This is a genomic window from Hyphococcus aureus (assembly GCF_042643165.1).
GTDB classification, from domain to species: Bacteria; Pseudomonadota; Alphaproteobacteria; order Caulobacterales; family Parvularculaceae; genus Hyphococcus; species Hyphococcus aureus.
Genome location: NZ_JBHRSH010000001.1, coordinates 90,364 through 104,315, shown reverse-complemented (window position 1 = coordinate 104,315; position 13,952 = coordinate 90,364). Strand labels below are relative to the sequence as shown.

Below are 13,952 nucleotides of genomic sequence, written 5' to 3'. Positions count from 1 at the left end.
TAAGTCTTTAGACCTTGAGCCTTTCGGGGCTCGCGGAAGGGGAAGCCCTTCTACCGCTAGTTAGGCCCACGGCCTCCGCCACGACGACGGGACCGAGCGCCGGCCAAGCAGACACGGCGAAAGACACGCCGTGTCTATGCATGATGGTGAAGCTGTCGTGTCCGCTTTCTGATCGGTGAAGACCTCTCACTAATTCCGGTGAGAGCGATCAGAAGGAGACATGAAGATGTCAGAGATTGAACGACGACGGCGGCGACTGAAACGGAAAAGGGAGCGATGGCCAGCTTGGCTGCGCTCGAAATACCTAATTCGTGGGCTCTTTATCTTGGGGCCGCTCTTCTTTCGACTGGTTCGGATCATCCGTACTTTGTTTGGATTGAATGAGTAAGTCGCTAGCCGGATTGTATCAGTAAGGAGAGGTGAAGGAAGATGTTATCGGAAGCGTTGAGATTGCTGCGAGTGTTTCATGATATGAAACAGGGCGAGCTTGCAGAACGGCTTGAGCTCTCGAAATCCTATGTTTCTGAAATTGAAAATGGCAATCGTACTCCCTCGTTCGATGTTATTGAAAAGTATGCAAATATTTTTGGTGTGCCAATATCTTCCATTATGTTCTTTTCGGAACAGCTTGACGCAAAGCATGGTGACAAAGCCCATGCAGGCAGCACACGCAAAGTGATCGCCTCAAAAATTTTGAACTTCCTGAAAGTAATTGAAGAGCGGACGGCAGTACATGAAGCCCCCTGACGCACAAGGATACGCTCTTCGGGATTGCGCCTTATTTAACATACAAACGCGTAAGAAACTTGCTGAGCGTCTTTTAATCAGTCCTTCGCGACTGAAACGCCTTACAGACGGTCGAGATCGTTATCGCTGCTGGGCTGAGCCAAAGAAAAATGGTGGGTTTCGTGAGATCGAAGCGCCCCTTGATGATTTGAAAAGTGTACAGGCCCGCATCTCTGATCTCTTGAAGCGTGTAAACTCGCCTGAATATCTAATGGCTCCTGTGAAAGGCCGTTCATATGTTGATAACGCGGCGGCTCATATTGGTGCACGCGCCTTCCGTCTACTCGACATCGAGGATTTTTTTCCGTCCTGTACAGACAAGCGAGTGTTCTGGTTCTTCAACTCTGTCTTGTGTTGCTCTGTCGATGTTGCCGCGACGATGACGCGGCTCGCGACCAGAAACAATCATTTACCGCAGGGAAGCCCGTGCAGTCCGATACTAGCCTTCTATGCGTATCTTGATATGTGGGAGATGATTAACGGGATAGTCGAGAGAGGCCAATGTCGCCTTTCTGTGTACGCAGATGACATTACTATCTCAGGGGCTATCATTCGCGGATCTGACATCTGGATGATAAAAGAAACCCTCTATAAGTTTGGTCATCGTTACAATCGCGATAAAGAGCGCGCGATCATCGGTCGCGCGGCAAACGTCACCGGCGTAATTGTTAAAGACAACGCCCTGTTGTTGCCAAATCGTCAGCATAAGGCGCTTGCCCAAGCTATGCGCAAGCGCACCACAGCTACGTCGTTCAAAGAGCGCATAGCAATTGATCGCCAGATACGAGGCCGTGTCGCCCAAGCGGAGCAAATTACGAGACATGTAGAGAAACGCGCCAAGATCTCTACAGAATAGCATATCGCGCCAAAACCTTCCCTCCGCGTCATACCACCCCTTGCCTAATTGCTGCATTGCGGTAAGACCCCGCAATGTTGACGATTTCGAACCTTGATTACCGCGTTGAGGCGCGCCCCCTGTTTGAGGGGGCGAGCGCCCAGATTTCCGATGGCTGGAAGGTCGGGCTTGTGGGCCGCAACGGCACCGGCAAGTCGACCCTGTTGCGCCTCATCCGCGAGGAGATCGCCCACCCCGCCGCGGACAGCGCCATCCGCATGTCGGCCAAGGCCTCACTCGGCTGGGTCGCGCAGGAGGTTGCGCCCACAGACGAGACCATTCTGGAGGTCGTGCTCGCCGCCGATCATGAGCGCCACGCCCTGTTGGCGGAGGCCGAGACCGCCGAAGACCCCATGCGCATCGCCGACATCCACACGCGCCTGATCGACATTGACGCCTGGTCCGCCGAAGCGCGCGCCGCGGAAGTTCTGAAAGGCCTCGGTTTCTCCGATGGCGATCTTGCGCGCGCCACGCGTGAGTTCTCCGGCGGCTGGCGCATGCGCGCGGCGCTCGCGGGCGTGTTGTTCGCCGAGCCGGATCTGCTGCTGCTCGACGAGCCGACCAACTATCTCGATCTCGAAGGCGCGGCCTGGCTAGAGGGCTATATCAAGAAATATCCGCATACGGTGCTTATCGTCTCTCACGACCGCGAATTGCTGAACCGCTGCGTCACCCACACCATGGCGCTGGAGCACAAGCAACTGACCGTCTGTCCCGGCGGCTATGACGCCTGGCTGAAACTGCGCGCCATGAAAGTCGCCCAGCTTGAGAGCCAGCGCTCCAAGCAGGAAGCCGAGAAAGCGCATTTGCAGGCCTTCGTCGATCGCTTCCGCGCCAAGGCGTCGAAAGCCCGTCAGGCGCAGTCGCGCGTCAAGAAGCTTGAAAAGATGCAGGATGTGTCGATCCCGCTGGCCGAGCGCACGACGCCGTTTCATTTCCCCGCGCCGAAGGACCAGCTTTCGCCGCCCATGCTGCATATCGCCGGCGCCGATCTCGGCTATGGCGATGATGCGCTGATCCTTGCCGATGTCGATCTGCGGGTCGACCCGGAAGACCGCATCGCCATTGTCGGCGCCAACGGACAGGGCAAGACAACGCTGGTGAAGTCCATCGCCGGACGGTTGAAGCTTTTGGGCGGCGAGGTGACGGCGCCGCGCTCCATCCGTATCGGCTATTTCAGCCAGGACCAGCTTGACGAGCTGACGCTGGGCGACACGGTGCTCGATCATGTGCGCCGCGCCATGCCCAAGGACACGCCCGTGGGCAAACAGCGCGCACAGGCCGCACAGATGGGGTTTTCCCACGAGAAGGTCGATACGACGGTTGAGAAATTATCCGGCGGCGAAAAGGTGCGCTTGCTGCTGGGACTGATGTCTCTCGATGCGCCGCATATCCTGATCCTCGACGAGCCGACCTCGCATCTCGATATCGACAGCCGCGAGGCGCTGATTTATGCGCTGAATGATTTTCCGGGCGCGGTGTTGTTGATCACCCACGATGTGTTTCTCGCCGAAGCGACCGCCGACCAGCTCTGGCTTGTGAAGGACGGCAAGGCCGAACCTTATGCGGGCGATCTCGACGATTATCGCGCGCTGATCACGCAGGCGGATAAACGGTCAAAGGCTGCGGCCTGAACGCAGCAATCGCCCGCCTCCCAATGGGCGGCGGGCGTTTCGACAAATGCGTTGGCATTTGGTTTTAACGGCTTCTCCCGCGTATGCGGTGCAAACGGCCGAACGGCGTCGTCCGGCCGCTCGGGCGCGTTAAAGATCTTTCACGGCCGTATGCTGGATCGACGGCCATTTCGCTTCCGCTTTCGCGAGAATGCGTTTTGAGTCTTTTTTGTACTTTTCAAAAATGTCGGCGTTGACGAACAGATAGAGCTTGCCGTCGACAATATCCGCATAGCGCGGATCGCCGTCGAGTTTCTTGCCGAGAGCGACGGCGTAAGCGCAGAAGCCGCCATATTGCGGTATGTATTTCTCCGGCGCCGCCTTGAACTGGCCGGCGGATTTCGCGGAGGCGAAGTAGTAGGCGACGCCGTCAATGACGACCGTGTGGGCTGCGTCGCCTTCGGCGACCGCGTTCAGCGTCGTCAGGGCGACAGCGTCGACGCCGTGCAGGCCGAGGGGAGCGCCGGCCGTCGTAATGCCGGAGGAGACATTGTTTTCATCTGCTGCAAAGCTCGGCACAGACGACGAGAATATGAGAGCGATGGCGGCGGCGGTGGTCTTGAATGTGTTGGTCATTGTTTTTTCCTTTGATTGAGTTGAGGCGTAGGCGGATTGAACTTCCGAAAATCGGTCTGGCGGTTTTGCGGAAGAGGGTTGGCAGGCGAGTGAACGCAACGGAGCGCCTGTGCAGTCGCTTTTGAAAGACGCGCCCGGCTGGCTGGGAGCTGGTGGGGGAGGCGCCAGCCGGGCGCAGCAAGCCATCAAGTCGAGTGGGGCGGATGGCCTGGGGGGTCAGCGGCGGTATGCGGATTTGATCGCTTTCACAGTGTTTTCCGTATTGTCGACAGCGCTGGCGATCATTCGGAAATTGGTCAGCGAGGCATCATAGCCGTTATAATGTTCGGTAATGGCGCCGGCCGTCGCATCGGTGACGACCATGACTTCAAAGCCGTTTTCGATGAGCGCGCGCATGTGCGATTCAGTGCAGAGGTTTGACGACATGCCGCCGAGGATGACTTTGTTCACGCCGGCCTTGCGCAGCTGGAGAACAAGGTCGTTGCTGTCGGGGCCGTAGACTTTGTGCGGGCTCGTGACGACAGTGCGGCCGTTGTTGATATAGGGCTTGTACTGATCAAGCCAGTCGGCGCCGGAGCCTTCAAAACCCTCGAGATCGAGCGCATTCTTGCGATCGAACATGCCGATCTTGTGCATCAGCGTCTCAAGCGTGCCTTCAAAGCGCCATTTATGGTCGTGCTCATAGTAGTAATGCGGAGAGACAAAAACCGGCATGTCGGTTTCTTCCGCGGCTTTGAACAGCGCGCCGAGGTTTTGAACTGTTCCGTTGTCAGTGATGCTTTTGCCGACGACGCCCCAGGTGACGCCTTCAAGCGAGAGAAAATCGTTTTGCGGGTCGGTGATGACGATCGCCGTGTCGTTAGCGGTGATCGTGAAGCCCGGTTCGGGAAGGCCGTCATTGAGCGGCGGCGTTTTTGCGGTCGCGGCGCGCGACGGTCCGCCTTCCGCGAAGGCTGGGGCGCCCGTCACCAGCGTAATGATTGCGGCGAACAGCACCAGATTGGCGACGATAGCGAATGTGAGCGCCGTCATGTTGACGGTCCGGCTGTAAAATTGACGAAGCGAGGTTTCCATCTCTCCATCCCCTTTCTTTCGAAGTGTTTCCATCATGAGGAGCGGATGCGCTTCCGCCCGGTTGGCCGATTGATAACATTAACCGATCGGTACATGTTAAATAGAGTGCGTGTACCGAACTGTCAATGTGTCGGCGCAAAAAAGCCGGCCGTGGCGACGGCCGGAAGTTTTTTGGTATGTAAGATGCTGTTTTTATTTGGTAATATATTGAGACCGGGCGATCTCACAGATTGCCAGAGTAACTATTCAGTTAATGTCGTGTGCGCCGCCTGGGGTGGATTGCGGCTCAAACCACCTGTCCGGCCGCCCAGCCGGAAGACCAGGCCCACTGGAAATTATAGCCGCCGAGCCAGCCGGTGACGTCGACCGCTTCGCCGATGAAATAGAGCCCCGGCGTTTCTTTCGCTTCCATTGTCTTTGACGACAGCCCGTCTGTGTCGATGCCGCCTAGCGTGACTTCCGCCGTGCGCCAGCCTTCGCTGCCGGCGGGTTTCACGCGCCATTGCTTCACCGCATCGGACAGTACTTTCAGCTTTTTGTCGGAGGCGTCGCCGATTCTGCCTTCAAGTCCGGCGCGCGCCGTCGCCGCATCGGCGAGCCGCTTGGGCAGGAACTCCGCCAGCACGGTTTGCGGCGCCAGCTTGCCGGTCGTTTGCCGTGCGGCGCGCAAGCGTGCGAACACGTCAATATCGGGCGCAAGGTCAATCGCAATGTCGTCGCCCTCGCGCCAATAGGATGAGATTTGAAGGATGCACGGGCCCGAAATGCCGCGATGGGTGAACAGCAAGGCTTCGCGAAACGCCATGCCGTTGCAGGAAACGCTCGCTTCCGTGCTGACGCCGGAGAGCGCCTTCATCTCTTCCAGCAAGCCGCTGGTGAAGGTGAGAGGTACAAGCGCCGGGCGCGGTTCGATGATGTGAAGACCGAATTGCTGCGCGACGTCATAGGCGAAATCCGTCGCGCCCATTTTCGGAATCGACTTGCCGCCGGTCGCGATGACAAGCGATGAACAGGCGAGGGCGCCGCCGCTGGTTTCCAGCGCAAATCCATCCGCTGTTTTCTCGATAGTGCCGATGCTCGTAGACAGGCGCAGCTCGGCGCCCGCCTCTTTGCAGTCGTCAGTCAGCATCTCGATAATCGACCGCGAGCTATCGTCGCAAAAAAGCTGGCCCAGCGCCTTCTCATGATAGGCGATCCCGCGCGCCTCGACCCGTTTGATAAAATCTGCGGCGGAGAACCGCTTCAGCGCCGACTTGCAGAAATGCGGATTGGCCGAAAGGAAATGCTTCGGCGCGGCGTGGATATTGGTGAAATTGCATCGCCCGCCGCCGGAGATGCGAATTTTCTCGCCGGGATGCTCGGCATGATCGATCAGGAGGATGCGCCGTCCGCGCCGGCCCGCCTCAATCGCACACATCATGCCGGCTGCGCCGGCGCCAATAACGATAACGTCAAAACTGTTCATAGGCCTGTTCTTATGGGCTTTGCTGCGCGCCGCATAGGGGGCCAAACCAGTATGCCCGCCTCCTATTGCTCGAGGGAGCGGGCCCCGCTAAACAGCCTCTATGGCTAAAGCACCCTCACCTCAAGCAAGCGGCGACATCGCCTCACTTTCGTTTGAAAAAGCGCTCGCCGAGCTTGAAGGCATCGTCAGCAAGCTCGAAAGCGGCGGGGCGGCGCTCGAAGAATCGATCGCTCTCTATGAACGCGGCGCGGCCCTGAAGGCCCATTGCGAAAAGACCCTCAAATCGGCGCAAGAGAAAATCGAAAAGATTGTTGTCGGCGCTGATGGAAAACCGAAGACCGAAAAAGCGAGCTTTGAGTAGTCAAAGCCCGGCGGCGCGGCTCGTCCAAAAAGTGAGGCCGGCGGCGGCGTAGGCGAGCGCAAACAGATAACCAAGCGCGAAGCCAGCCCATTTCCATGACCCTGTTTCCCGGCGGATGGTGGCCAGAGTCGCGAAACATTGCGGCGCAAACACATACCAGGCGAGGAACGCGAGCGCAGTCGGCAGACTCCACGCCGATTGCAGGGTTTCCGCAAGTCCTGAACTGTTTTCCGCGGCGCCGTGCACAGCGTAGACGGTGCCGAGCGCGCCGACCGCGACTTCACGCGCGGCCATACCCGGCACCAGCGCAATAGCGATTTCCAGATTGAACCCAATGGGCGCCAGCAAAGGCTCCAGCAGCCCGCCAAGGCGTCCTGCGTAACTCTCTTTCAGGCTGGCCGCGGAGGCGGGATATGCCGCGAGAAACCACAAGATAACGGAGGTCGTCAAAATCACCGTGCCGGCGCGTTTCAAAAACGCCGCCGCGCGTATCCACAGGCTGATGAAAAAATCCTTGGCGTTGGGGAGCTTGTAAGTGGGCAGCTCCATGATCAAGGGTTGCGAGCGCGCTTTGGCGATCGTCCGCTTGAAGATGAAGGCGATCAACACGGCGCTAATAATGCCCGTGATATAAAGCGCAAAGAGAACGAGGCCCTGCAAGTTGAACAGGCCGACTTTCTCGGCGGGAATAAAGGCCCCAATGATGAGCGCATAAACGGGCAGGCGCGCCGAGCACGTCATCAAGGGCGCAATCAGGATCGTGGTGAGCCTGTCTCGGTCGTTTTCGATAACGCGCGACGCCATGATGCCCGGAATGGCGCAGGCGAAACTCGACAGCAGCGGAATGAAGGCGCGGCCATTGAGCCCGAAACGGTGCATGATCTCATCCATGAGAAATGCGGCGCGCGCCATATAGCCTGAGGCTTCAAGGATCAGGATGAAGGTGAAAAGTATGATGATCTGCGGCAGGAAAACGACGACGCTGCCGACGCCCGCAATGACGCCGTCGACAAGAAGATCGCGGAGCCATCCGGACGGCAGATGCGCGGCGACGAAATCGCCCAGCGCCCCGGCCCCGGCGTCTAGCATGTCCACCGGTCCCGCAGACCAGGTGTAGACCATCTGGAACATGGTGAAGAGCAGCCCGGCGAGAATAAACGGACCTGCGACCGGGTGGAGAACGACGCGGTCGATGGCGCGGGTAGCGCGGTTAAAAGGCGGCTCATAGGTGATGGCGGCGCTGGCGATCCGGCGCGCCTCGATCTGATGTGCGCGAACGTCTTCCGGGGCGGGGAAGGGGCCCGGCGGCGGCGCGGCGATTTCTTTTTTGGCGAGGGCCGCGTCGAGTTTTGCGAGCAGTGCTTCACGGCCGGCTTTGCGGGTGGCGTTGGCGGTGACGACAGGAAGTCCCAACTCTTTTTCGAGCCGGTCAATGTCGATCTCCAGGCCGTCGCGGGTCGCGAGATCGAACATGTTGAGGACAACGATCATGGGCGCGCCGATCGCCCGCAACTGCAACACCGATTGAAGGTGCGTGCGTAAAGTGGCGGCGTCGACCAGCGCAAGGATTAACTCCGGCGCCGTGTCCAGTTTGCCAAGCACCGTATCGAGCGCGAGGCGTTCATCAAGGGAGCGCGGCGACATGCCGTAAAAACCCGGCAGATCGATCAGGTCGACATTGCGGCCAGCTGGCGTTGTAAAGCGGCCATGGCGGGTCTCAACCGTGGCGCCCGGATAGTTGGCGACTTTGGCGCGTCCGCCCGTGAGGCCGTTGAATAATGTGGACTTGCCGCAGTTGGGCGCGCCCACAAGAGCGATCCGCGTTGGCGCGATGTCCGTGGCTGCCGCGCTCATTGGTCGAGTTCCACCTCGATGGCGCGGGCCTCTTCCGTGCGAAGGGCGATAAGGGTCCGGTTCAGCCGCACACAGATCGGGGTTTTCGCCAGCGGCCCGAAATGGGCAAGTTCGACGGAGTCATCCTCCGCAAAACCGATTTCGCGCAGCTTCGCCTCGATCAGGGGGTCGGCGCCGCTGATCGCGGTCACCCGGCCAACGGCCCCTTTTTTCATGTCGGTCAGTTGCATAGGCGTTTCCTGAGGCGTCTATCTCGCCCTTTTGAGAATGAGTTGCAATAAGGGATTTCCCGTAGACCCTGCGGCTGATTAGCGGGGAATGACATTAGCGGCTGAGGGCCCGGCGAAAGCAGATCCGTCAGCGATCACGCTTCTGGCGGCGTCCGCGCCCCTTAAGCCACAATGGGCTTCAAATCTCCGGGGGCTTGCCGCCTTTTCACCCCAATAGGGGTGGAGAAATCCTCGTGAAGCGCTAGAACGGTCCCTTGCCGCAGCGCAGCGGGAGAGGGTCCGCAAGCGCGGCGTCAGGTGCTGGTTTAATAAGAATAAAAGGGTTGCCCCATGGCTGTTGAAACGCCGCTGCTCGACACCGTCAAATTCCCCGCAGATTTGAGAAAGCTGGACAAGAGTGAATTACGCCAGCTCGCGGATGAACTCCGCGCGGAGATGATTGATGCGGTGTCGGTAACCGGCGGCCATCTTGGCTCCGGGCTCGGCGTGGTCGAGCTGACGACGGCGATCCACTATGTCTTCAATACGCCTGATGATCGCCTTGTCTGGGATGTGGGTCACCAGTGCTACCCGCACAAGATTCTCACTGGTCGCCGCGACCGCATCCGCACCTTGAGACAGGCCGGCGGTCTTTCCGGTTTTACGAAACGCGCCGAGAGTGAATACGATCCCTTTGGCGCCGCTCATGCGGCGACGTCGATTTCGGCGGCGACGGGCTTCGCCGAGGCGTCGCGCCATTTAAAAAAGAACACGACATCCATCGCCGTCATCGGCGACGGCTCCATGTCTGGCGGCATGGCCTATGAGGGGCTCAACAACGCCGGTCATCTGGGAAGCAAACTCGTCGTCATCCTCAATGACAATGACATGTCCATCGCGCCGCCGGTTGGCGCCATGAGCGCCTATCTGGCGCGGGCGTCGTCATCCGGCGTCTATCAGGGCTTCCGGACATTTGGTAAGCAGCTCGCGAAACGCCTGCCCAAAGCGATCTACAAACAGCTTGCGAAAGCCGAAGAATATGGCCGCGGCATGGTGTCCGGCGGCACCTTGTTTGAAGAGCTCGGCTTTTATTATGTAGGCCCCATTGACGGCCATAATCTCGACCAGCTCGTGCCGGTGCTGGAGAATGTGCGCGACATGAAAGAGGGCCCTGTGCTCGTCCATGTGGTGACGCGCAAGGGCGCCGGTTATCCGCCTGCGGAGGAATCCGCCGACAAATATCACGGCGTCGCCAAATTCGATGTCGTTTCCGGCAAGCAGCAAAAAGGCACGCCCAATGCGCCCGCCTATCAGAAAGTCTTTGGCAAGACCCTGATCAAGGAAGCGGAAAAGGACGAGCGCATCATCGGCATCACCGCCGCGATGCCGTCCGGCACGTCGCTCGACATGTTCGCCGAGGCGTTCCCGGATCGCTGTTATGATGTGGGCATCGCCGAGCAGCATGCCGTCACTTTTGCGGCGGGTCTCGCCGGCGATGGGTTGCGTCCGTTCTGCGCGATCTATTCGACCTTCCTTCAGCGCGCTTATGACAGCGTCGTTCATGACGTCGCCATCCAGAACCTGCCCGTTCGTTTCCCCATGGACCGCGCCGGTCTTGTGGGCGCTGACGGCGCGACCCATGCGGGCTCTTTTGACCTCGCCTATCTCGGTTGTTTGCCGAATATGGTGATCATGGCGGCTGGCGATGAAGCTGAACTCGTTCACATGACGGCCACTGCCGCGGCCTTTGATGAAGGGCCGATCGCGTTCCGTTATCCGCGCGGCGAAGGCGTTGGCGTCGACTTGCCGGAGCAGGGCAAGATCCTCGAAATCGGCAAGGGCCGCATCATGCGTGAAGGCACGAAAGTCGCCTTGCTGGCGTTGGGCGGCCGCTTGCAGGAGGCGTTGAAAGCCGCCGACACGCTGGAGGCGCAAGGCATCTCCACAACAGTCGCCGACGCGCGCTTCGCCAAACCCCTCGACCATGACCTCATCATGCGCCTTGTGCGCGAGCATGAAGTGCTGATCACGATTGAAGAGGGCTCGCGCGGCGGCTTCGGCGCCTTCGTCTTGCATTTCCTTTCCGATTCCGGGCTCCTCGATACGGGCGTTAAAATCCGCACCATGCATCTTCCCGATGTGTTCCAGGATCAGGATTCGCCGGCGAAGATGTATGACCATGCGCGGCTGAATGCGGTTCATATCGTCGAGCGCGCGCGCGAGGCTCTCGGTATGGAATCGAACGTCGTGAATCTGCGCGGCTGACCGGCTCTTTCGGCCGGTGGCGATCCTCTCGCGCAAGGGAGGCCGAGGTGAGTGAAGACCTGCCGAAACCGTCCATTCTGGTCATCATTCCGCCGCCTGTCTGGGCGCTTTTGTTCGTGCTCACCGTATGGCTGACCGGACGCATGGTGGGACTGGCGGCGCCGTTTCATTTTCCGTTGATTGGATGGGCGGTTTTCGCAATCGGTTTTCTGATCTCGGCTTCCGGACGGCGCGCCTTCGCCCGCGTCGGAACGGAAGTTGTTCCAGCATCCAAAAAGAATTCATCGCTGGTCGTGTCAGGGCCTTTTAACTATACGCGCAACCCCATGTATCTCGGCATCCTTGTTGCGACAATCGGGCTTGCTTTTGTCATCGGGACAATCCTCGCCTTTGTGGCGCCTGTCATCTTCTTTGTGTTCGTGAATTTTATCTCCATTCCATATGAAGAGGAAAAAATGGAGCGCCAGTTTGGCGATGATTATCGCGCCTATAAAGCTCGTGTGCGTCGCTGGATTTAAAAAAGCTTTGCTTTTTCTGATCATCCGTCCCCGGAAAGCCGCTTTCCCTCTTTTCAATCGTTCCGATTTGCGGCTCAATAGCCCGGCTTTGAAAGCGAAGGGATGTTGAGTGGAAGACCTGTCACGCACGGAGTTGATGCTCTTTATTGCGGTCTATGTCGTCATCCAGATCGCTATCGGTCTGTGGTTCGCGCGCGGCACCAAGAGCGATACTGACTATTACATCGCCGGTGGCCGGCTTGGGTATTTTCCTATCACCTTGTCTCTCTTTGCGACCTGGTTCGGGGCGGAGACAATTCTCGGTTCGTCGGCGGCGGTCGCCGAGGGCGGGTTATCCGGCGCGCGCGCTGAACCATTTGGTTACGCCCTTTGTCTGGTCGCAACCGCCTTTTTCGTGGCGGGGAAGATTCGCAGCCATGGCTATGTGACCATCGCCGACTTTTTCCTCGACCGGTTCGGCAAGCAGGCGGAATTCGTAACTGCAATCGTGCTGGTTGTAATTTCGGTCATCTGGGCCGGCGCGCAATTGCTCGCCATCGCCGCCATTCTAGAAACGACCCTCGGCCTTCCCGGCGTTTTAACGCTCTTCGCCGCCGCCGGCATTGTCATCTTTTATTCGATGTTCGCCGGCCTTATCGGCGACGTGGTGACCGATGTGGTCCAGGGACTGTTTCTGATGGGCGGCGTTGGCATTCTCTTCGCCGCCATCATTCATCAGTTTGGCGGAATATCCGCCATGTTGTCGGTGATCGAGCCGGAGCAGCTTCGCCTGATCGCACCGGGTGAATCCCTGTTCACGCGCGCCGACGCATGGGCCATTCCTGTTATCGGCAGTCTCGTGACGCAGGAAATCATCACGCGTTTTCTCGCCGCCAAATCGACATCGGTTGCGAAAGCGGCGGCGTTTTCCGCGGCAGGGCTGTATATCGGGATTGGCATGATGCCGGTGCTGATCGGTCTTTCCGGCGCGCATCTGGAGGTGCCCGGCGCGGCGGGCGACAACTTCATTCCGGCGATGGCGATAGAGTTTTTGCCGCCTTTGCTTGCGATTGTTTTCATCGGAGCGCTTTTTTCTGCGATTCTTTCGACGGTGGACTCCAACCTTCTCGCGGTCTCGTCGCTCATCTCGATCAATATCCTGAAAAAACTTCATGCGCGGTCCAGCGAACGCCGCCAGCTCATGATCGCGCGTTTCGGCACCGCGTTCGCCGGCGTCGGCGCGCTCGCCGTGGCATTGGGCGGCTCTGATATTTACGAGTTGATCGCGTTAACGTCCGTTTTCGGCCAAGGCGCTATCGTCGTGGCGACGCTGATAGGTCTGAGAACGCGTTTCGGCGGCACAGCCGCGGCGCTCGCTTGCATATACACCTGCGTCGCTTTCAACCTGGCGACGCTGCTCATCTTGCCGCTGCAAAGCGCCATGGGCGAAGGTTTAGGGGTTGGGCCTGCGCTGGGAGCGGTGCTCGCGGGCGATGTGGAGCCGATCGACGGCTACTTCATCTATTCTGTCGTTGCGTCGCTTGCCGCCTATCTGATTGTCGGCCTGCTCGAACAGTCTTTCCGCAAAGCTCCTTAATAATCATAATGCGTGAAAAGCCCCGCTTTCGAGCGGGGCTTTTCTGATCACTGCGCATACGAGGAACGACAGACGGGGTTACGCAGCGATCGATTTCTTCTGCGCCTTGTGTTCGCCTTCACAGAATTCTTCGATGATCTTCCGGTTGAAGGCGGGCAGGTCATCGGGATTTCGGCTGGTCACAAGACCCGCATCCACAACGACTTCTTCATCACTGACATGCGCGCCGGCGTTTTTGAGATCCGGCTGTATCGCTGAATAGCCGGTCATTTTTCGGCCCTTGACGACCTCAGCCGTGATCAGCACCTGCGGTCCGTGGCAGATCGCGGCGACAGGAAGCTTTTTCGCAAAGGCGCTGCGGACGAATGCAATCACCTTCTCGTCACTGCGAAGCGCATCTGGATTGTAGAGACCACCCGGGATCAGAATGCCGTCATACTCATTAATGTCGGCATGGGTGATCTCTTTATCGACTTTTATGGTCCTGCCGCGCTCCAAATGTTTGAAGCCCTGAATGTCGCCGGTTTTGAGAGAAACAATATCAATCTCGGCGCCTTCTTTTTTCAGCGCATCCAGCGGGGAGAAAAGTTCAGATTCCTCAAACCCGTCCGTTGCGATAATGGCGATTTTTCTGTTCTGGAGTTTTGTCATAGCGTATCTCCTTTCGTTACAGCATTGCTTTGGTGCTATGTGAAAGAAA

General features: G+C 58.5%; 13 protein-coding genes. 7 read left to right on the top strand and 6 right to left on the bottom strand.

What is annotated here, in order from left to right; translation table 11 throughout:
* The first annotated feature begins 429 nt into the window (after positions 1-429).
* The 3 genes from ACFOOP_RS00540 (at position 430) to ACFOOP_RS00530 (ending at position 3,315) form a co-directional block, all read left to right on the top strand.
* A complete protein-coding gene (locus ACFOOP_RS00540; protein WP_379878652.1) occupies positions 430-747 on the top strand; it encodes a helix-turn-helix transcriptional regulator in 318 nt (105 codons plus the stop codon).
* On the top strand, positions 734-1,642 hold the full coding sequence (locus tag ACFOOP_RS00535; RefSeq protein ID WP_379878650.1) for a reverse transcriptase family protein: 909 nt from the start codon (positions 734-736) through the stop codon (positions 1,640-1,642). Before ACFOOP_RS00540 ends, ACFOOP_RS00535 begins: the two co-directional genes overlap by 14 nt.
* A gap of 74 nt (positions 1,643-1,716) precedes the next feature.
* A complete protein-coding gene (locus ACFOOP_RS00530) occupies positions 1,717-3,315 on the top strand; it encodes an ABC-F family ATP-binding cassette domain-containing protein (protein ID WP_379878648.1) in 1,599 nt (532 codons plus the stop codon).
* A 129-nt stretch (positions 3,316-3,444) separates the two neighbouring features.
* Here the strand turns inward: ACFOOP_RS00530 and ACFOOP_RS00525 are convergent, their stop codons facing one another.
* The 3 genes from ACFOOP_RS00525 to ACFOOP_RS00515 all read right to left on the bottom strand — a co-directional run bounded on the left by ACFOOP_RS00525 (position 3,445) and on the right by ACFOOP_RS00515 (position 6,469).
* Positions 3,445-3,930 (bottom strand): YHS domain-containing (seleno)protein, encoded by a 486-nt coding sequence (locus ACFOOP_RS00525; protein WP_379878646.1) that lies wholly within the window; start codon positions 3,928-3,930, stop codon positions 3,445-3,447.
* Positions 3,931-4,146: 216 nt separating this feature from the next.
* On the bottom strand, positions 4,147-5,004 hold the full coding sequence (locus ACFOOP_RS00520; RefSeq protein ID WP_379878644.1) for a cysteine hydrolase family protein: 858 nt from the start codon (positions 5,002-5,004) through the stop codon (positions 4,147-4,149).
* Between the two features lie 286 nt (positions 5,005-5,290).
* Positions 5,291-6,469 carry a BaiN/RdsA family NAD(P)/FAD-dependent oxidoreductase gene (locus ACFOOP_RS00515; RefSeq protein ID WP_379878643.1) on the bottom strand — a complete coding sequence of 393 codons (1,179 nt, stop codon included), beginning with the start codon at positions 6,467-6,469 and terminating at the stop codon, positions 5,291-5,293.
* A gap of 100 nt (positions 6,470-6,569) precedes the next feature.
* Between ACFOOP_RS00515 and ACFOOP_RS00510 the strand changes: the two genes are divergently transcribed.
* Positions 6,570-6,830 carry an exodeoxyribonuclease VII small subunit gene (locus tag ACFOOP_RS00510; RefSeq protein ID WP_379878641.1) on the top strand — a complete coding sequence of 87 codons (261 nt, stop codon included), beginning with the start codon at positions 6,570-6,572 and terminating at the stop codon, positions 6,828-6,830.
* On the opposite strand, the gene feoB is transcribed toward ACFOOP_RS00510, so the two are convergent.
* Positions 6,831-8,684 (bottom strand): ferrous iron transport protein B, encoded by a 1,854-nt coding sequence (feoB, locus tag ACFOOP_RS00505; RefSeq protein ID WP_379878639.1) that lies wholly within the window; start codon positions 8,682-8,684, stop codon positions 6,831-6,833.
* Positions 8,681-8,914 carry a FeoA family protein gene (locus ACFOOP_RS00500; protein ID WP_379878637.1) on the bottom strand — a complete coding sequence of 78 codons (234 nt, stop codon included), beginning with the start codon at positions 8,912-8,914 and terminating at the stop codon, positions 8,681-8,683. Before ACFOOP_RS00500 ends, feoB begins: the two co-directional genes overlap by 4 nt.
* Before the next feature lie 330 nt (positions 8,915-9,244).
* On the opposite strand from ACFOOP_RS00500, the gene dxs reads away from it, so the two are divergent.
* The 3 genes from dxs (at position 9,245) to ACFOOP_RS00485 (ending at position 13,252) form a co-directional block, all read left to right on the top strand.
* The gene (dxs, locus tag ACFOOP_RS00495; RefSeq protein WP_379878635.1) at positions 9,245-11,158 is read left to right on the top strand and encodes a 1-deoxy-D-xylulose-5-phosphate synthase; all 1,914 of its coding nucleotides are present in this window, start codon (positions 9,245-9,247) and stop codon (positions 11,156-11,158) included.
* A 47-nt stretch (positions 11,159-11,205) separates the two neighbouring features.
* Complete coding sequence (locus tag ACFOOP_RS00490) at positions 11,206-11,676, top strand: methyltransferase family protein (protein WP_379878633.1); 471 nt, start codon at positions 11,206-11,208, stop codon at positions 11,674-11,676.
* 109 nt (positions 11,677-11,785) lie between these two features.
* Entirely contained in the window at positions 11,786-13,252 is a 1,467-nt protein-coding gene (locus ACFOOP_RS00485; protein ID WP_379878631.1) for a sodium:solute symporter family transporter, read from the top strand.
* 78 nt (positions 13,253-13,330) lie between these two features.
* On the opposite strand, the gene ACFOOP_RS00480 is transcribed toward ACFOOP_RS00485, so the two are convergent.
* Positions 13,331-13,903, bottom strand: a complete 573-nt coding sequence (locus ACFOOP_RS00480) for a type 1 glutamine amidotransferase domain-containing protein (protein WP_379878629.1) — start codon at positions 13,901-13,903, stop codon at positions 13,331-13,333.
* Between the last annotated feature and the right edge of the window lie 49 nt (positions 13,904-13,952).

What these genes read in the sequence shown, in the direction of transcription:
- ACFOOP_RS00540 (WP_379878652.1), top strand. Translation starts at nt 430, where the DNA reads ATGTTATCGGAAGCGTTGAGATTGCTGCGAGTGTTTCATGATATGAAA.
- ACFOOP_RS00535 (WP_379878650.1), top strand. Translation starts at nt 734, where the DNA reads ATGAAGCCCCCTGACGCACAAGGATACGCTCTTCGGGATTGCGCCTTA.
- ACFOOP_RS00530 (WP_379878648.1), top strand. Translation starts at nt 1,717, where the DNA reads ATGTTGACGATTTCGAACCTTGATTACCGCGTTGAGGCGCGCCCCCTG.
- ACFOOP_RS00525 (WP_379878646.1), bottom strand. Translation starts at nt 3,930, where the DNA reads ATGACCAACACATTCAAGACCACCGCCGCCGCCATCGCTCTCATATTC.
- ACFOOP_RS00520 (WP_379878644.1), bottom strand. Translation starts at nt 5,004, where the DNA reads ATGGAAACCTCGCTTCGTCAATTTTACAGCCGGACCGTCAACATGACG.
- ACFOOP_RS00515 (WP_379878643.1), bottom strand. Translation starts at nt 6,469, where the DNA reads ATGAACAGTTTTGACGTTATCGTTATTGGCGCCGGCGCAGCCGGCATG.
- ACFOOP_RS00510 (WP_379878641.1), top strand. Translation starts at nt 6,570, where the DNA reads ATGGCTAAAGCACCCTCACCTCAAGCAAGCGGCGACATCGCCTCACTT.
- feoB (WP_379878639.1), bottom strand. Translation starts at nt 8,684, where the DNA reads ATGAGCGCGGCAGCCACGGACATCGCGCCAACGCGGATCGCTCTTGTG.
- ACFOOP_RS00500 (WP_379878637.1), bottom strand. Translation starts at nt 8,914, where the DNA reads ATGCAACTGACCGACATGAAAAAAGGGGCCGTTGGCCGGGTGACCGCG.
- dxs (WP_379878635.1), top strand. Translation starts at nt 9,245, where the DNA reads ATGGCTGTTGAAACGCCGCTGCTCGACACCGTCAAATTCCCCGCAGAT.
- ACFOOP_RS00480 (WP_379878629.1), bottom strand. Translation starts at nt 13,903, where the DNA reads ATGACAAAACTCCAGAACAGAAAAATCGCCATTATCGCAACGGACGGG.